Genomic DNA, 18,015 nt, shown 5'->3' on the forward strand with positions numbered 1-18,015 from the left:
CTCTCATTCGTATATTCGCAGATGAACCTTTATTTAATCGGTGTTTGTTCTAATGTAGCAACCAGAAAATCATAGAATTTCTGCACAGTCGGAATCAAGGCTCTTTCATCAGGAGAGTGCGGTGAACGTAGTGTAGGACCAAATGAAATCATATCCAGTCCAGAAATAATAGCCCCAATGATACCGCATTCCAACCCGGCATGAATAACTTTCACTTCCGGCTCTGTACCAAACTGCTTTTTATAAGATTCTTTCATTGCATGCAGAATCGGAGAATCGATGTCGGGTTGCCATCCGGAATATCCTCCCGTCATCTCCACTTTCATACCCGCCATAGAAAAGCAACATTCAAGGCTGGTAGTCAGACATTCTTTCATGCTGTCGCTGGAACTACGTGCCAGAATCTTGAAAGAAGCTTTTCCACCACCAATATTAATGATTGCCAGATTTGAAGAGGTTTCTACTGTATCGGGAATTGCAGGAATCATTCGCATCACACCATTCTGACAAGCAAAAATAGCATCGATCAGATTATCCTGAATCTCTTCAGGTACTTCTCCTGCAGGCAGTTCTACCCGCTCGGCAGTGAAGCTGATAGGAGTTTCGATTGCTTTATACTCTTCATTGAAAATATCTTCGCAATACTTCACTAAACCCAATAGTTCTTCTTCATTTTCAGCGGGGATAGTTACTACTGCATGGGCTTCACGAGGAATGGCATTACGCATATTTCCACCTTCCCAAGTTGCCAGACGAGCTTCATAACTTGCTACAGCTTCACGCACAAAACGTACCAGTAATTTGTTGGCATTGGCACGTCCCTGATTGATTTCCAGTCCGGAATGACCGCCACGAAGACCTTTCAAGCTTACCTTAATGGCAATATCACCATCTTCCGGAGCCACTTCCTTATACTCAAGAGATGCGGTAACGTCCATACCACCGGCACAGCCGATGTAAAGTTCACCTTCGTCTTCAGAATCGAGATTTAGCAGTATTTCTCCATTCACAGTACCCGGTTTCAGACCAAAAGCACCAAACATGCCTGTTTCTTCATCCTTTGTAATCAAAGCTTCCAACGGTCCGTGTTTCAGATTCTGATCTTCAAGAACAGCCATGATAGCAGCTACTCCCAAACCATTATCGGCTCCAAGTGTAGTACCTTTAGCTTTCACCCATTCACCATCTATATAAGTTTCAATCGGATCTTTCTCAAAATCGTGAACAGTATCATTGTTTTTCTGTGGTACCATATCCATATGTGCCTGAAGGATTACTCCTTTTCTATTTTCCATCCCCGGAGTAGCAGGTTTACGGATAATCACATTGCCGGCATCGTCTACAAAGGTTTCCAGACCGAGACCTTTACCAAAATTTACCAGAAACCCGGTTATTTTTTCCATATGTCCCGACGGACGCGGAATCTGTGTCAAAGAATAGAAGTGTTTCCACACATTTTGTGGAGCTAAATCAAGAATTGTGCTCATAAATGAATTATTTATAGGTTTTAAATCAATTTCTAAAGGTCAAAGCTACTAAAAAGAATGGAAAAGAAAGAATTACCGAAAGAAATTCAAATAAAAAAAGTTCAAAAACCGGATTTACAGATTAAATATGTATAGCAATAACACACATATTGTTTTAAGTCAGCAAAGCGCATTTCCTGAAACACAATTGTTATCAGCAAATATTATTTTCGTCGGAGAAAGGAGATAGCCGCCAACCCGTAAATGCCTAATAAAACGACCAATAAGGTTTGAATGCCGTGGACGATCAATGCAAATATTCCGGCATCTGTCGCATTTACCCCATAAAGCATCATCATGGTGATCACTGCAAAATGCCACGGACCGGCCCCATTCGGAGTAGGAACAATTACGGCAAATGTTCCTCCGACAAACATGACCAATGCAGCAAGCAGTCCCAAATGTGCCGTAAAAGCAAAACAATAGAAAGTAAAATAAAAATGGAGAAAATAGCTGAGCCAAATCAAAAAGCTATAAAGCAGAAAAAGCGGAAGATTTTTCACATTCCGCAGTGACATAATGCCTTCACAAACATTCAGTACAACTCCTTTCACTTTTTCGAAAAAAGAAAGGGTACGAACCAGATAATAAAATAGCACAACAACCCCGATTCCACAAAACAGAATAATATAGAACCAAACAGACGTAAGTAAATGCATCAATGAAGGAATCTTCGTACCGGTTTGTTCAAGAAAGGTGACAAATACAGGCATTTGCAACAAAACCGTGACACCGGTAATCAAAAGAATAGTCAGTGTATCTACCAGACGTTCGGTTACCACAGTACCTAAAGATTTAGCAAAGGAAACATCATCGTATTTTGCAAGTATCCCACACCGGCTCACTTCTCCTACCCGCGGCACCACCAAACTGGCTGCATACGAAATAAAAATGGCGTCAACACAATCCCTTCTTCGGGGAAATACTCCCAAAGGTTCCAGCGTCTGACGCCAACGCCAACCACGAAACACTTGTGCCGATATGCCGAAAAGAAGTGAAAAAGCCATCCACCACCAGTTTGTGCCGTGTTGCAAAACCTCCGCGGCTTTTACAAAATCGAAGTCACGATAGACCCAATATAAGATAAAGCCTCCCAAAACCAATGGTAAGATAAGTTTCAGCGCCTTTTTTATTAGTTTCTTCATCCCTAATTCTTTATTCTTCATTTAAAAGAATTACCTTTGTCAACTGCAAAAGTAGTTATTTAGTTGATAAATGAAATTAGTAAAGCCTAAAAAGTTTCTCGGACAACACTTCCTGAAAGACCTGAAAGTGGCACAGGACATTGCCGATACAGTAGATACATTCCCCGATTTACCGATTTTGGAAGTTGGACCGGGAATGGGTGTGCTCACTCAGTTTCTTGTTAAAAAAGAACGGTTGGTAAAAGTTGTAGAGGTAGACTACGAATCAGTAGCCTATTTGCGAGAAGCCTATCCGTCATTGGAAGACAACATCATTGAGGATGACTTCCTGAAAATGAACCTGCAACGTTTATTTGACGGACATCCGTTCGTATTAACCGGAAACTATCCATATAACATATCCAGCCAGATATTTTTCAAAATGTTGGATAACAAAGACTTGATTCCTTGCTGTACAGGAATGATCCAAAAAGAAGTAGCCGAACGCATTGCGGCCGGGCCGGGCAGTAAAACGTATGGCATTCTCAGCGTTCTGATACAAGCCTGGTATCATGTAGAATATCTTTTCACTGTAAGTGAACATGTGTTCAATCCACCTCCAAAAGTGAAGAGTGCAGTCATACGAATGACACGCAACGAAGTACAAGATCTTGGTTGTGATCCGAAACTATTCAAACAGGTAGTGAAAACAACTTTCAACCAGCGTCGAAAGACATTACGAAACTCCATCAAACCGATCTTGGGTAAAGATTGCCCGTTGACAGAAGACGTTCTATTCAACAAACGTCCTGAGCAACTCTCGGTACAGGAGTTTATAGACCTGACAAACCAGGTGGAGCAAGCACTGAAATCTCCGATAAAAACAACTTCTCCAAAAGAAAGCCAAAATCGGGAAGCCGGATTATCGGACTGAACAAACATAGTTAGGAAACGTAGTATACTAAACGTGTCTTCCTCGATTTACAGGAAGCAGGTAAGGATGCAATTATGAACGAAGAATACATTGACAACGTAAAAGAACTTATCGGAGAAAAAGATGCCGATAAAGTAAAAGAGCTTCTTATCGATCTACACCCTGCCGATATAGCAGAGTTATGTAACGAATTGAATCCGGAAGAAGCCCGCTTCGTCTATCGATTACTTGATAATGAAACTGCCGCGGACGTACTTGTAGAAATGGACGAGGATGTTCGTAAAGAGTTTCTTGACATCCTGCCATCAGAAACCATTGCCAAACGTTTCGTTGACTATATGGATACGGACGATGCCGTAGATTTGATGCGCGAACTGGATGAAGACAAGCAGGAAGAGGTACTTTCGCACATTGAAGACATCGAACAGGCAGGAGACATTGTCGACCTGCTGAAATATGACGAAAATACCGCCGGTGGTTTGATGGGTACGGAAATGGTGACCGTCAACGAAAACTGGAGTATGCCCGAATGTCTGAAAGAAATGCGTCAACAGGCAGAAGAACTTGATGATATCTATTATGTATACGTGATAGACGATGACGAACGTCTTCGCGGAATATTTCCACTGAAAAAGATGATTACGTCACCCTCTGTATCCAAAGTAAAACATGTGATGCAGAAAGACCCAATCTCCGTACACGCAGATACACCTATCGATGAAGTGGCACAAATTATCGAAAAGTATGACTTGGTTGCTATCCCCGTTCTCGACAGCATCGGCCGGCTGGTAGGACAGATTACCGTCGACGATGTCATGGACGAGGTTCGTGAACAATCGGAGCGCGACTATCAATTGGCATCCGGTCTCTCGCAGGATGTAGAAACAGACGACAATGTACTTCGTCAGACTACAGCCCGCTTGCCCTGGCTATTAATCGGTATGATTGGTGGCATAGGTAACTCTATGATATTGGGTAATTTTGATTCTACTTTCGCCGCACATCCCGAGATGGCTCTTTACATACCGTTAATTGGAGGTACGGGTGGAAATGTGGGAACTCAATCATCGGCACTCGTCGTACAAGGCTTGGCAAATAGTTCTCTCGATGCTAAAAACACGTTCAAGCAAGTCAGCAAAGAAGCTGTAGTTGCCTTGATTAATGCCACAATCATCTCTTTACTGGTATATACCTATAATTTCATTCGTTTCGGTGCGACGGCCACTGTTACTTATTCGGTATCCATCAGCCTGTTTTCAGTAGTGATGTTTGCCTCCATCTTCGGTACTCTGGTTCCAATGACGCTGGAAAAGATGAAAATAGATCCTGCCATAGCTACAGGACCGTTTATTGCCATAACAAATGACATCATTGGTATGATGATGTACATGGGAATTACGGTGTTATTATCGTAAAAAACGGCTATAATGAAAAAAAATAAAGGAAAATAGTATGAAGTAATCATTTTATTTCATTAATTTGTGACCTAATGGATTTAAAGACAAATCCTGTTTTCCTAAAAACGAATATACAATGATGGACTCTCATGACACTAACCAACCTTTAAAACAAGGGGAATTAGAAGAAGAAAAAAAAGCAGTTGAGGTTTCTGAAGAGATTACAGAAACTCCGGCTGAAGAAACGATTGCTGAAAAATCAACCGAATCAGGTTCAAAACTGAACACAAAAGAAGAAGTGTTGTCCCGATTAAAAGAAGTTGCCCAAGATGCTGAAAATGCAAGTAAACAGGAACTGGATGGTTTGAAGCAGACTTTCTATAAAATTCATAATGCCGAACTCGAGGCTGCGAAAAAGTTATTCGTAGAAAATGGTGGTGCCGAAGATGAATTTATTGCACAGCCTAACGGCGTAGAAGAAGAATTCAAAAATTTAATGGCAGCTATCAAAGAGAAGAGAAGTGCTTTGGCTGCTGAGATTGAAAAACAGAAAGAAGAGAATCTTCAGGTCAAGCTGTCGATTATCGAAGAATTAAAAGAACTGGTGGAATCACCCGATGACGCCAATAAATCCTACAATGAATTTAAAAAGCTACAGCAACAGTGGAATGAAGTAAAGCTGGTACCACAGGCTAAAGTAAACGAGTTGTGGAAGAATTATCAACTGTATGTCGAGAAGTTCTACGATATATTAAAACTGAATAATGAATTCAGGGAATATGATTTCAAGAAGAACTTGGAAATCAAGACACACCTTTGTGAGGCTGCAGAGAAACTGGCTGACGAACAAGATGTAGTCTCCGCTTTCCATCAATTACAGAAACTACATCAAGAGTTCCGCGATACCGGCCCGGTTGCCAAAGAATTGCGTGACGAAATATGGAACCGCTTCAAAGCAGCCTCTACGGCTGTTAATCGTCGCCATCAGCAACATTTTGAAGCGCTAAAAGAGAGCGAACAACATAATCTGGATCAGAAAACAGTTATTTGCGAAATAGTAGAAGCAATCGAATTCGATCAACTGAAAACATTTGCTGCATGGGAAACTAAGACGCAAGAAGTAATCGCCCTGCAAAACAAATGGAAAACAATCGGTTTCGCTCCACAAAAAATGAACGTGAAGATCTTTGAGCGTTTCCGTAAAGCTTGCGATGAGTTCTTCAAGAAGAAAGGAGAATTTTTCAAATCTCTGAAAGAGGGCATGAATGCCAATCTGGAAAAGAAAAAAGCATTATGCGAAAAGGCAGAGACACTGAAAGATAGTACCGATTGGAAAGAAACAGCCGAAATCCTGACTAAACTACAAAAAGAATGGAAAACAATCGGTCCTGTTTCCAAAAAATATTCGGATGCAGTCTGGAAACGTTTCATCACTGCATGTGATTACTTCTTTGAACAAAAGGGCAAAGCCACCTCTTCCCAACGTTCTGTAGAACAAGAAAACCTGGAAAAGAAAAAAGCAATCATAGCCCAATTAACCTCAATTGACGAAACAACAGACGCTGATGAAGCAAGCAAAGAAGTTCGTGAATTGATGAAAGAATGGAATAACATCGGCCATGTTCCTTTCAAAGAGAAAGATAGACTTTATAAGCAATATCATGGTTTGATTGACCAGCTTTTCGACCGATTCAATATCAGCGCATCGAACAAGAAACTGAGTAATTTCAAATCTTCTATCGGTAATATTCAAAGTGGAGGTTCGCAATCTCTTTACCGTGAACGTGAAAAATTGGTTCGCACGTACGAGAATATGAAAAATGAGCTCCAGACCTATGAAAACAACTTGGGCTTCCTCACTACCTCTTCCAAAAAGGGAAACAGCCTTTTGACCGAAATCAACCGTAAGGTAGAAAAACTCAAAGCTGATCTGGAATTAGTATTGCAGAAAATAAAGGTAATTGATGAATCAATCAAAGAAGAATAAAAGAAAATAATTTTAAGTTTTATGTAAAGCGAATCTGAGAGCATAAGCCCCTTTGATTCGCTTTTTTCTCTGTCACCGAGAATGTCACCGAATAGCTGTCAACTTTCATCGGATAGGCCTAACCGGACAAAAAAAATCCCCCTAAAACTACGGTTTTAGAGGGGTTTCACTTGTTTATAAGGATAATATGTTGGGCTATCTGGACTCGAACCAGAAATGACAGGACCAGAATCTGTAGTGTTACCATTACACCATAGCCCAATGCTGCTTAACGATCTACATCCTTTGTTTCTCGTTTGCGGTTGCAAAGGTACAAAGTTTTTTTTAATCACAAACACTTTTCGCTCTTTTTTTGCAAAAAAATATCTAATACACCAGATTCCAAATAGATGCATCCCTAAAAAAAAACAAAAAATGAAATAGATTTAGCAGATAACTTTCCTTGATACAATAAATCAGCGTATATTTGTAAAAAATATCACGTTTATGACAGGAAAACAAAGAATACCCCTTCCTTGTTATAAACAGAAACTAAACATTGATTATTTAATTTCAACCTATAAATGAACGAAACGAAAGTATTAATAGAAAAGATAACCGAAGGTATACAAGAAAAAAAAGGTAAAAACATTGTCATAGCAGATCTGACAAACATTGACGACACGATATGCAAATACTTTGTAATCTGTCAGGGGAACTCCCCCAGCCAGGTCGTTGCCATCGTAGATTCCATAAAAGAATTTACCCGAAAAGGTGCCGGCACTAAACCCTCTGCCATCGACGGACAACGAAATGCAGAGTGGGTCGCTATGGACTTTTCTGACGTATTAGTACACGTATTCCTGCCGGAGGCCAGAAACTTTTATAATTTGGAACACCTATGGGCAGATGCCAAGCTAATTACTATTCCCGACATTGATTAATCTATCAGTATGGACAATAACAGCAAGAAAACCAACAATAAAGTAAATATGCCCAAGTTCAACCTGAACTGGATGTATATGATTATCGCCCTGATGCTTTTAGGGCTGTATTTCGCTAACGGAAACAGTTCTGTTAACAAGAACATCTCTTACGATGAATTCCAGCAATACGTACGTGACGGGTATGTCAGTAAAGTGATTGGCTATGATGATAACTCAGTTGAAATTTATATTAAACCACAGTATGTAGGAGCTGTATTCAAACAAGATTCTACACGTGTAGGCCGGAATCCGATGATTACCACCGAAGCTCCTTCACGCGAAAATCTGGATAACTTCCTGCAAAAGGAGAAAGAAGAAACACATTTTGACGGCTCTGTCAGCTATGATAAGAAGAAAGACTATTTCAGCGCAATACTTTGGAATGTGCTGCCTATTGTCTTTCTGATCGCCTTGTGGATATTCTTCATGCGCCGCATGGGCAGTGGTGCCAGTGGTGGAGCAGGTGGCGTATTCAACGTAGGAAAATCGAAAGCACAGCTTTTTGAGAAAGGTGGATCCATCAAAGTGACATTTAAAGATGTAGCCGGACTGGCAGAAGCCAAACAAGAAATAGAAGAGATTGTCGAATTCCTGAAAGAGCCCCAGAAATATACGGATTTGGGAGGTAAGATTCCTAAAGGCGCCTTGCTGGTAGGCCCTCCGGGAACAGGTAAAACATTGCTTGCAAAGGCTGTAGCCGGTGAGGCCAATGTACCTTTCTTCTCTTTGGCAGGTTCCGATTTCGTTGAAATGTTTGTCGGTGTAGGTGCATCCCGCGTACGCGACCTTTTCAAACAGGCTAAGGAAAAGGCTCCCTGTATTGTTTTCATCGATGAGATTGATGCCGTAGGACGTGCCCGCGGCAAGAATCCTGCGATGGGCGGCAATGACGAACGTGAGAACACGTTGAACCAGCTGCTAACTGAAATGGACGGTTTCGGCTCAAACAGCGGTGTTATTATTCTGGCAGCCACTAACCGTGTGGATGTACTCGATAAAGCATTACTCCGTGCCGGACGATTCGACCGGCAAATCCATGTAGATTTACCGGATCTCAACGAACGTAAGGAAGTATTTGGTGTGCATTTGCGACCCATCAAGATAGACGATACAGTAGATGTAGATCTGCTTGCCCGCCAGACCCCCGGATTTTCGGGAGCTGACATTGCAAACGTATGCAACGAAGCAGCCCTGATAGCTGCACGACATGGAAAGAAATTCGTAGGCAAACAGGATTTTCTGGATGCTGTAGACCGTATCATCGGTGGACTTGAAAAGAAAACCAAAATCACCACGGAAGCCGAACGCCGCTCTATTGCTTTGCATGAAGCCGGACACGCAAGCATCTCTTGGTTATTGGAATATGCCAACCCATTGATTAAGGTAACCATCGTTCCTCGTGGACGCGCATTGGGAGCTGCATGGTATCTGCCGGAAGAAAGGCAAATTACCACCAAAGAGCAAATGCTCGATGAGATGTGTGCCACTCTGGGAGGACGCGCAGCAGAAGATATCTTCATTGGCCGCGTATCCAGTGGAGCTGCCAATGACCTTGAACGTGTGACCAAACAGGCTTATGGCATGATCGCCTACCTGGGAATGAGTGAAAAGTTGCCGAACTTATGCTATTATAATAATGATGAGTATTCGTTCCAACGTCCGTATAGCGAAAAGACTGCCGAACTGATTGACGAAGAGGTGAAAAGAATGGTTAACGAACAATATGAACGTGCCAAACAAATCCTCTCGGAACACAAAGAGCAGCACAACGAATTGGCGCAGCTACTGATCGATAAAGAAGTGATCTTTGCCGAAGACGTAGAACGTATCTTCGGTAAACGTCCTTGGGCTTCCCGTTCGGAAGAGATCATGGCAGCCAATAGCAAACAAGAAAATACCGCCCACTCTACGGATGGAGAAGATACCGATACTCCACAAGCAACAGAGTCGCAAGAAGATAATACGCAACAAGAACCGGCGGCATCACAAAACTAAAAACGTAACAGCACCTTGAAGAACAACTTTTTACAACGCGCCATAACAGGAATATTATTTGTAGCCATCATAGTGGGTTGTATACTGTACGATCCACTGGCTTTCGGGACACTTTTCGTTATTGTCAGTGCTTTGACCATACGTGAGTTCGGCCATCTTGTCAATCAATCGGGGGAAGTAGCCATCAACCGGACCATCACCATGCTGGGAGGGGCTTATCTGTTTCTTGCTCTCATGGGATTCTGTATCGATGCTGCCGATTCCAAAATATTCATTCCTTATCTGGTATTGCTCATTTACCTGATGGTAAGCGAACTATACCTTAAGAAAAAGAATCCGGTACTGAACTGGGCTTATTCCATGTTGAGCCAAGTGTATATCGCTCTCCCTTTTGCTTTACTGAATGTACTTGCTTTCCAAAATGATCCGGAAACAACCAGCGTCTCTTATAATCCGATATTACCGCTTTCCATATTTGTATTTCTATGGCTGAATGATACGGGCGCCTACTGCTTTGGCTCTCTGTTTGGCAAGCATCGTTTATTCGAACGTATTTCTCCGAAAAAGTCATGGGAAGGTTCTATTGGTGGCGGTGTCGTAGCCATTGCCGCTTCGTTTGCATTTGCCTATTTCTTTCCGGTCATGACTTGGACTGAGTGGGCCGGATTGGCACTGGTCGTTGTTATTTTCGGAACTTGGGGAGACTTAACAGAGTCACTTCTGAAACGTCAATTGCAAATTAAAGATTCGGGAAGCATTTTGCCGGGACACGGTGGTATGCTCGACCGCTTCGACAGTTCGCTTATGGCCATACCGGCAGGAGTTATCTACTTATATGCACTGACCCTATTCTAAAATCGAAAAAAATAATAGCCGCAAATAAAAACGGGCTACAAACGTAAAGCATCCCGCAGAATATAGCGAAACTTCCGTTTGTAGCCCGTTATTTACAACTCACCCTTTTTACATTACCTGAACTTCGTTTGAAAGCTCTATATTCTTTGCACCCTCGGGTATCGACTGTTCTTTTACATCAAAGACCACCTCAACGTCTCCGTTTTCAACAGAATTCAGTTTCACTTTAATGCCTTTCTTCCCGGTCAGATCCAACGAATTCAAATTAAAAGATACCGCACCGTTTAAACAACGCTTAGTCACATCACCATACGTATTATAACGATATTCCAAATGGATATACCCGTCATCACCATCTTTAGCCATGTTTCGCGTATCGCGAACCAGACTGAAGCGATGTTTTTCTTTGGCCGGTAAGCACTGGCGAAAAATGATGTTCAGATATCCGCCTCCAATCCACATCATATCTTTATATACAAGAACAGGGTCATTGCCTATTTCCGCTTCATTGTCGGCAGTCAGGTCCTCTATTTGTTTGGTCAGGACGTCATAGTTACACTCTACTTTTACCCCATGATCGTATCCTCCATAATTATCATAAAGAGGATTGAAATAAGTAATCACACGCTGTCCGTCTATCGGCCTATAGCCCGGAATCGCGGTCGCAGCAGGCCAAAGACTTCCCCAGTGGTCGGCATTCAGTGCATAAGTATCGCCACCGACTACCCGGACTGTAGCCCAGTCTCTTGCTATATCGCCCAATGAATAACCGCTACCGTCATCACACGACTGCAATGCCGGCAGTATCAGCATCAGCATTGCCACCCAAAGTAGTTTAACTCTTTTCATATCTATTTTTAGTTTATTCCTTTTACCTTATAAATAAAAAAACCGGGCATTTACTGCACCGGCTTCTGTCCTATTATTGAATAAAAAACTATTTTTTAAGCAATTTCACCATTTCGCGGGCAGCATGCCTCGGGGCCCCTGCCGGTCCGAGCAATCGTGCCATTTCTTCATAGCCATCCAACATTTTCCGTCGGTAGTCTTCCTGAAACAACAAACGTTTCAGCTCGTTCCGCATATTCTCCACCGTCATCGTATCAGCCACCAATTCCCTGACTACTTCCCGTCCGGCAATCAAGTTGACCAACGAGATAAACTTCACCTTCAAGATATGTTTCCGGAGGAAAGACACCAGCTTCCCTACAGGAGTATGATAGCAAACCACTTGTGGTACGCGGAAAAGTGCCGTCTCAAGAGTGGCAGTTCCGGATGTCACCAAAGCGACATCCGCCTGTTGAAGCAAGCGGTAAGTCCGGCCAAAGATTACTTGCAGATTTGTCCCTTTTACAAATTCAGCATAATATTCCGGAGAAATGCCGGGAGCGGCAGCCAGCACAAGCTGATGATCTGGAAAAGCCGAGGCTGCCCGGATCATATCGGGGAGATTATCCTTAATCTCCTGTTTCCGGCTTCCGGCAAGCAAAGCAATGATAGGCTTATCCGCTAACTCATTATCACTGATAAAATCGGCAAATGTTTCCGGATTTGCAGCCTTGAAAGCGGTAACTTCATCCACCGTCGGATTACCAACGTAATGAATCGGGTATTGATGCCCCTCAAAGAACTCAACCTCAAAAGAGAGAATGGAGAAAAGCTCATCTACATCTCTTCTTATATTTTTGATGCGATATTCTTTCCATGCCCAAATCTTGGGAGAAATATAGTAGTAAACCGGAATCTTCGTTTTCGCATGCACAAACTTGGCAATATCGAGATTAAAGCCCGGATAATCCACCAAAATAACAACATCCGGCGACCATGCCACGATGTCCTCCTTACATCTCTTCATGTTGGCAAAGATAGTTCGCAGATGCAGCAATACAGGAATAAAGCCCATGTAAGCCAGCTCCTTATAATGCTTCACCATCGTTCCTCCTACAGCAGCCATCATATCACCGCCAAAGAAACGGAATTCAGCCCGCGGATCCTCCTCTTTCAGTGCAGCCATCAAGTGAGAAGCATGCAAATCGCCCGAGGCTTCGCCAACAATCAGATAGTATTTCATAATTCCCAGGATTTCAATTCGTCCATAAAATGATAAGCAGTCATATCCACTACCGTCGGTGTGATGGCTACATATCCGTTGGCCAACGCCCAATGATCGTTCTTCTCGTTCTCCGGTTCGTGATCGATAAATTCTCCGGTCAGCCAATAATAATTCGTATCGTCTCTCCGTGGACAGGCCTGCCACTCTCCGCTCCAGTGCCCTTTGGCCTGTTCGCAGATTTTCACTCCCTTCAGTTCCGGAGTATTGGGAAAATTCACATTGAGGCAAGTCAGTGGCGGAAGTCCCTTCTCAAGAACCATTGCCGCTATTTTCCGCACATAAGGTCCTGCAGCATCAAAATCAGCTCCGGGGGCATGGTCACAAATAGAAAACCCGATAGAAGGAATTCCGTTAAGGCAACCTTCGATTACAACCCCCATCGTGCCGGAGTAGTGTACATTGGTAGCAGAATTGTCACCATGATTAATCCCACCGACAACCAGATCGGGTTCACGGTCAAGTATCTGATTTCGTGCCAGTTTTATACAATCGGCCGGCGTACCGGAACACTTATAAACAGTCAACCCCACATCTTTCTTTAATAACTGATAATGCACCGGCTGTGTCACCGTCAATGCACATCCACTGCCGGAACGGGGAGCGTCAGGAGCCATCACTACGATTTCGCCCAGCGGACGAAGAAATTTAATCAGTTCGCTAATACCTTTTGCCATAATACCGTCGTCATTGGAAACGAGGATCAAAGGCCTTTTATTTTCCATACAATCTTACCTTATCTATTATTTTATGTTTTCGAAATGCACAAAAGTAGCAAAAAGAACTTGTATCGACAACAGAACCAAATAGGAAAGCGAAGGTCTATTAATATTGTACTCACAACAGATAAGAAGCAAGAGTGGAAAACATCCGGATGTTCTTCACAATAACATCCGGATGTTGTTAGATACAACATGGGGATCTTGTTATCAAAAACATGGGGATGTTTTATCAGCTAACTCTTAATGGAAGTCTTGAAACCATCTGATGGTTAGCCATGCAGACTACCCGTTTACAAATCTTAATCTTCTGCAAGTGAGTAAAAAAAGGAATTGATATTCAATTTTAATACGTATATTTGCGAGCTAAAAAGAGAAAAAATGCCCGTATCTCGCCTGGCAGTTATTAACAAAACAGGTAACTTATCAACAGATTAAGCAAAGTTTCTATTTTTTAGTAGGCGCTCTGAGGATTTATCACTTATTTCGCTGCCAATAAATTTAGATAATATGGGAAAAATAATTGCTTTGGCCAATCAAAAAGGTGGTGTAGGAAAAACAACGACTACGATTAACCTCGCAGCTTCGCTGGCTACGCTTGAAAAGAAAGTACTGGTTGTTGATGCAGACCCACAGGCAAATGCCTCTTCCGGATTGGGAGTCGACATCAAGCAATCCGAATGTACTATCTACGAATGCATTATCGACAGAGCCAACGTACAGGACGCTATTCATGACACTGAAATTGATTCGCTGAAAGTCATTTCATCGCACATCAATCTGGTAGGCGCCGAAATTGAAATGCTAAATCTCAAAAACCGCGAAAAGATACTGAAAGAAGTGCTGACCCCGTTAAAGGAAGAGTATGATTATATTTTGATAGACTGTTCTCCTTCACTGGGATTGATCACAATCAACGCCCTGACGGCAGCAGACTCGGTGATTATCCCCGTACAAGCGGAATATTTTGCCCTTGAGGGAATCAGCAAACTGCTGAATACCATCAAGATCATCAAATCAAAACTGAACCCGGCACTCGAAATAGAAGGCTTCCTGCTGACGATGTACGACTCACGCCTGCGCCAAGCCAACCAAATCTATGACGAAGTGAAACGCCACTTTCAGGAACTGGTGTTCAAAACCGTCATCCAGCGCAACGTGAAGCTCAGTGAAGCACCCAGTTACGGACTGCCCACCATCTTATATGATGCAGAATCTACCGGAGCAAAAAATCACCTGGCACTGGCTAAGGAACTAATAAGCAGAAATAGTAAATAAACGAAGATATGGCAACACAAAGAAGAAATGCATTAGGCCGCGGGCTCGACGCCCTGCTCTCCATGGAGGAGGTGAAAACCGAAGGTTCTTCGTCTATTAACGGAATAGAACTGTCGAAAATCTCCGTCAACCCCAACCAGCCACGTCGCGAATTTGATGAAACTGCACTGGAAGAGTTGGCCGATTCGATCAGGGAAATAGGAATTATCCAACCCATCACCCTGCGCAAAGTCTCGGACGACGAGTACCAGATCATTGCCGGGGAACGTCGCTACCGCGCTTCACAGAAAGCCGGACTGGACACGATTCCTGCATACATCCGCACAGCCGATGATGAAAACGTGATGGAGATGGCGCTGATAGAAAATATACAGCGCGAGGATCTTAATTCGGTAGAAATCGCACTGGCTTACCAACACTTGATAGAGCAATATGACCTGACACAGGAACGGTTGAGTGAACGTGTCGGCAAGAAACGCACAACCATTGCCAACTATCTGCGTCTGCTCAAATTGCCTGCACCGATACAAATGGCATTGCAGAACAAACAGATAGACATGGGACATGCCCGGGCATTGATCACACTGGGCGACCCGAAACTACAAGTTAAAATTTTCGAAGAAATTCTGGAACACGGATACTCTGTCCGCAAAGTAGAAGAAATAGTAAAATCACTGAGCGAAGGAGAAGCCGTGAAGAGCGGAACCAAAAAGATTACCCCGAAGCGGGCCAAACTGCCCGAGGAATTCAACATGCTGAAACAACACCTATCGGGATTCTTTAACACCAAGGTACAACTGACTTGCTCTGAAAAGGGCAAAGGGAAGATCAGTATTCCTTTTAGTAATGAAGAGGAACTGGAACGTATCATGGAAATCTTCGACTCACTGAAGAAATAAATGACGAAAAAAAGTAAAACATATCAGCTATACATTGCCCTGCTTCTCTGTTTCTTTCAGGTAGCAGGGATTGATGTGTATGCACAGGAGCCTGTAAAAACAGTCCAGGATTCCATCTCTCCGGTCCGCGAGGCTCCTAAAGCACGGGCACGCCGCCATCGTGAACCGGTGGTTTCTTCGCCGGTCGCCGACAGTGTGAAAGTGGATAAAGCGGTTATCCTCCCGCCGATAGACAGTTTGGAAAACCGGAAACCCGCCATTGTTACGGCAGACAGCCTCGAGGAAGTCAACCGGCAGAACCTGGAAAAGATAGAAACACCTGTCATTCCGTCAGTCGTAAAGACAGATAGCCTGCCGCCTCCCATCATGCCTAAAAAAATGTTCGTACCTAACCCGACGAAAGCAACCTGGTATGCCATCGTATTTCCGGGTGGCGGACAGATATATAACCGCAAATACTGGAAACTACCTATTATATATGGTGGATTCGCCGGATGCGCCTATGCATTAAGCTGGAACGGGAAAATGTATAAGGACTATGCTCAGGCTTATATGGATATTATGGACAATAATCCAAATACGAACAGCTATCAGGATTTACTTCCGCCGAATCACAATTACACCGATACCCAGCTGAAAGATATACTCCGCAAACGGAAAGATACGTACCGCCGCTATCGTGACCTCAGTATATTCGCTGTCATCGGCGTATATCTGATTTCCGTTATCGACGCCTATGTAGACGCGGAGTTATCCAATTTCGACATATCACCCGACCTAAGCATGAGGGTGGAACCTACTATTATAAATAATAACCCGTTACAACCCGGCAGTAAGTCGGTAGGCGTGCAATGCAGCCTCAGATTTTAACCCATGAAGATTGAACAAATAAGAATGAAGAAATTAGCAAACTATTGCCCCCTGATTTTATTGTTTTTGTTTGCCACCCCAAAGGTAAACGCACAGAGTGTAGACGTAGTGATTCGCGACAACGGCAAAGAACGCCAGGAAAGCATCGAGCTTCCGAAAAGTATGACTTATCCCCTCGATAGTCTGCTCAACGACTGGAAAGCCAAAAACTACATTGACTTAGGAAAAGATTGCAGTACGGCGGAAATCAATCCGTTGTTCAGTGACTCCGTATATATCGACCGCTTATCGCGCATGCCGACCATAATGGAGATGCCATACAACGAAATCGTACGTAAGTTCATCGATATGTATGCCGGCCGCCTGCGAAATCAGGTATCTTTTATGCTGAGTGCCTGCAACTTCTACATGCCTATCTTCGAAGAAGCTCTCGATGCGTATAATCTGCCATTGGAACTGAAGTATTTACCTATCATCGAATCGGCTCTGAACCCGTCGGCAGTATCACGCGCAGGTGCAGGAGGTTTGTGGCAGTTCATGATAGGAACCGGCAAAATGTACGGGCTGGAATCGAACAGCCTGGTGGACGACCGTCGTGACCCGATAAAGGCAACTTGGGCAGCAGCACGCTACCTGAAAGATCTATATGATATTTATCATGACTGGAATCTTGTGATCGCAGCATACAATTGCGGACCGGGCACCATCAACAAAGCCATCCGCCGTGCAGGAGGAGAAACCGATTATTGGAGCATCTATAACTACTTGCCCAAAGAAACAAGAGGATATGTACCGGCATTTATAGCAGCCAACTATGTAATGACCTATTACTGCGATCATAATATCTGTCCGATGGAAACCGATATTCCGGAAAGCACCGATACGATTCAGGTAAACAAAAACCTTCACTTCCAACAGATTGCCGACTTGTGCAATGTTCCGATGGATCAAATCAGAAGTCTCAATCCACAATACAAAAAAGAGATAATTCCGGGTGAAAGCAAACCTTATACTTTGCGCCTTCCACAAAACGCCGTAAGTTCGTTCATCGATCGCCAGGACACTATTTACGCCCACCGTGCCGACGAATTATTCAAAAACCGACGTACAGTAGCCATTAAAAATGACAGTCCTGCTTCCAGAAGGAAAGGTAGCTCTGCCAAAGCAGGCAATGGTACACCTACATATTATAAAATCAAAAATGGAGACACCTTGGGAGCTATTGCAGCAAAATATGGTGTACGCGTAAAAGATCTTCAAAGTTGGAACGGACTGCGGGGAACTAACATTTCCGCAGGAAAACGTTTGAAAATATACAAATAAATCCCCTTTCGCTTGCCTGATGTTTAAATTTGA

The 18,015-nt window shown here is 43.2% G+C and carries 15 protein-coding genes and 1 tRNA gene; 10 read left to right on the top strand and 6 right to left on the bottom strand.

Annotated features, from left to right (window positions below; translation table 11 throughout):
* Positions 1-29: 29 nt before the first annotated feature.
* On the bottom strand, positions 30-1,487 hold the full coding sequence (locus FDF36_RS14355; protein WP_220391794.1) for an aminoacyl-histidine dipeptidase: 1,458 nt from the start codon (positions 1,485-1,487) through the stop codon (positions 30-32).
* A 203-nt stretch (positions 1,488-1,690) separates the two neighbouring features.
* Positions 1,691-2,671 carry a lysylphosphatidylglycerol synthase transmembrane domain-containing protein gene (locus tag FDF36_RS14360; RefSeq protein ID WP_220391795.1) on the bottom strand — a complete coding sequence of 327 codons (981 nt, stop codon included), beginning with the start codon at positions 2,669-2,671 and terminating at the stop codon, positions 1,691-1,693.
* Positions 2,672-2,741: 70 nt separating this feature from the next.
* On the opposite strand from FDF36_RS14360, the gene rsmA reads away from it, so the two are divergent.
* From rsmA to FDF36_RS14375, 3 genes are all read left to right on the top strand, one after another.
* A complete protein-coding gene (gene rsmA / locus FDF36_RS14365) occupies positions 2,742-3,584 on the top strand; it encodes a 16S rRNA (adenine(1518)-N(6)/adenine(1519)-N(6))-dimethyltransferase RsmA (RefSeq protein ID WP_122130274.1) in 843 nt (280 codons plus the stop codon).
* 74 nt (positions 3,585-3,658) lie between these two features.
* Positions 3,659-4,999 carry a magnesium transporter gene (gene mgtE, locus FDF36_RS14370; protein ID WP_122130275.1) on the top strand — a complete coding sequence of 447 codons (1,341 nt, stop codon included), beginning with the start codon at positions 3,659-3,661 and terminating at the stop codon, positions 4,997-4,999.
* Between the two features lie 118 nt (positions 5,000-5,117).
* A complete protein-coding gene (locus FDF36_RS14375; RefSeq protein WP_220391796.1) occupies positions 5,118-6,968 on the top strand; it encodes a DUF349 domain-containing protein in 1,851 nt (616 codons plus the stop codon).
* A 190-nt stretch (positions 6,969-7,158) separates the two neighbouring features.
* On the opposite strand, the gene FDF36_RS14380 is transcribed toward FDF36_RS14375, so the two are convergent.
* Positions 7,159-7,229 (bottom strand) — tRNA-Gln (locus FDF36_RS14380).
* A gap of 302 nt (positions 7,230-7,531) precedes the next feature.
* Here FDF36_RS14380 and rsfS point away from each other — a divergent pair.
* The 3 genes from rsfS to FDF36_RS14395 are packed head-to-tail and all read left to right on the top strand — an operon-like array spanning position 7,532 to position 10,783.
* The gene (gene rsfS, locus FDF36_RS14385) at positions 7,532-7,891 is read left to right on the top strand and encodes a ribosome silencing factor (protein ID WP_122130277.1); all 360 of its coding nucleotides are present in this window, start codon (positions 7,532-7,534) and stop codon (positions 7,889-7,891) included.
* Between the two features lie 9 nt (positions 7,892-7,900).
* Positions 7,901-9,928, top strand: coding sequence for an ATP-dependent zinc metalloprotease FtsH (gene ftsH, locus FDF36_RS14390; protein ID WP_475647110.1), 2,028 nt, complete (start codon positions 7,901-7,903; stop codon positions 9,926-9,928).
* 15 nt (positions 9,929-9,943) lie between these two features.
* Positions 9,944-10,783: a phosphatidate cytidylyltransferase gene (locus FDF36_RS14395; protein WP_220391797.1), complete on the top strand. Its 840-nt coding sequence runs from the start codon at positions 9,944-9,946 to the stop codon at positions 10,781-10,783.
* A gap of 108 nt (positions 10,784-10,891) precedes the next feature.
* Here the strand turns inward: FDF36_RS14395 and FDF36_RS14400 are convergent, their stop codons facing one another.
* The 3 genes from FDF36_RS14400 to surE form a co-directional block, all read right to left on the bottom strand.
* On the bottom strand, positions 10,892-11,632 hold the full coding sequence (locus FDF36_RS14400; protein WP_220391798.1) for a NigD1/NigD2 family lipoprotein: 741 nt from the start codon (positions 11,630-11,632) through the stop codon (positions 10,892-10,894).
* A gap of 88 nt (positions 11,633-11,720) precedes the next feature.
* Positions 11,721-12,854, bottom strand: coding sequence for a lipid-A-disaccharide synthase (gene lpxB, locus FDF36_RS14405; protein WP_220391799.1), 1,134 nt, complete (start codon positions 12,852-12,854; stop codon positions 11,721-11,723).
* Complete coding sequence (surE, locus tag FDF36_RS14410) at positions 12,851-13,618, bottom strand: 5'/3'-nucleotidase SurE (RefSeq protein WP_005775478.1); 768 nt, start codon at positions 13,616-13,618, stop codon at positions 12,851-12,853. The genes lpxB and surE overlap by 4 nt, the downstream gene beginning before the upstream one ends.
* 504 nt (positions 13,619-14,122) lie before the next feature.
* On the opposite strand from surE, the gene FDF36_RS14415 reads away from it, so the two are divergent.
* From FDF36_RS14415 to FDF36_RS14430, 4 genes are read left to right on the top strand one after another with little or no spacing between them, the layout of a single operon-like run.
* Positions 14,123-14,890, top strand: coding sequence for a ParA family protein (locus FDF36_RS14415; protein WP_005784850.1), 768 nt, complete (start codon positions 14,123-14,125; stop codon positions 14,888-14,890).
* Between the two features lie 8 nt (positions 14,891-14,898).
* A complete protein-coding gene (locus FDF36_RS14420; protein ID WP_220391800.1) occupies positions 14,899-15,789 on the top strand; it encodes a ParB/RepB/Spo0J family partition protein in 891 nt (296 codons plus the stop codon).
* Positions 15,790-16,659 (top strand): DUF5683 domain-containing protein, encoded by an 870-nt coding sequence (locus FDF36_RS14425; RefSeq protein ID WP_032537221.1) that lies wholly within the window; start codon positions 15,790-15,792, stop codon positions 16,657-16,659.
* Positions 16,660-16,683: 24 nt separating this feature from the next.
* A complete protein-coding gene (locus FDF36_RS14430) occupies positions 16,684-17,982 on the top strand; it encodes a lytic transglycosylase domain-containing protein (RefSeq protein WP_220391801.1) in 1,299 nt (432 codons plus the stop codon).
* The last annotated feature ends 33 nt before the right edge of the window (positions 17,983-18,015 follow it).

Source organism: Bacteroides fragilis, from assembly GCF_019583405.1.
GTDB classification, from domain to species: Bacteria; Bacteroidota; Bacteroidia; order Bacteroidales; family Bacteroidaceae; genus Bacteroides; species Bacteroides fragilis_B.

Bases quoted from the DNA above. Each gene is read 5' to 3' on its own strand.
- rsmA (WP_122130274.1), top strand. From the start codon at position 2,742: ATGAAATTAGTAAAGCCTAAAAAGTTTCTCGGACAACACTTCCTGAAA.
- FDF36_RS14415 (WP_005784850.1), top strand. From the start codon at position 14,123: ATGGGAAAAATAATTGCTTTGGCCAATCAAAAAGGTGGTGTAGGAAAA.
- FDF36_RS14430 (WP_220391801.1), top strand. From the start codon at position 16,684: ATGAAGAAATTAGCAAACTATTGCCCCCTGATTTTATTGTTTTTGTTT.
- ftsH (WP_475647110.1), top strand. From the start codon at position 7,901: ATGGACAATAACAGCAAGAAAACCAACAATAAAGTAAATATGCCCAAG.
- FDF36_RS14400 (WP_220391798.1), bottom strand. From the start codon at position 11,632: ATGAAAAGAGTTAAACTACTTTGGGTGGCAATGCTGATGCTGATACTG.
- mgtE (WP_122130275.1), top strand. From the start codon at position 3,659: ATGAACGAAGAATACATTGACAACGTAAAAGAACTTATCGGAGAAAAA.
- FDF36_RS14375 (WP_220391796.1), top strand. From the start codon at position 5,118: ATGATGGACTCTCATGACACTAACCAACCTTTAAAACAAGGGGAATTA.
- FDF36_RS14425 (WP_032537221.1), top strand. From the start codon at position 15,790: ATGACGAAAAAAAGTAAAACATATCAGCTATACATTGCCCTGCTTCTC.
- FDF36_RS14420 (WP_220391800.1), top strand. From the start codon at position 14,899: ATGGCAACACAAAGAAGAAATGCATTAGGCCGCGGGCTCGACGCCCTG.
- lpxB (WP_220391799.1), bottom strand. From the start codon at position 12,854: ATGAAATACTATCTGATTGTTGGCGAAGCCTCGGGCGATTTGCATGCT.
- surE (WP_005775478.1), bottom strand. From the start codon at position 13,618: ATGGAAAATAAAAGGCCTTTGATCCTCGTTTCCAATGACGACGGTATT.
- FDF36_RS14360 (WP_220391795.1), bottom strand. From the start codon at position 2,671: ATGAAGAAACTAATAAAAAAGGCGCTGAAACTTATCTTACCATTGGTT.
- rsfS (WP_122130277.1), top strand. From the start codon at position 7,532: ATGAACGAAACGAAAGTATTAATAGAAAAGATAACCGAAGGTATACAA.
- FDF36_RS14355 (WP_220391794.1), bottom strand. From the start codon at position 1,487: ATGAGCACAATTCTTGATTTAGCTCCACAAAATGTGTGGAAACACTTC.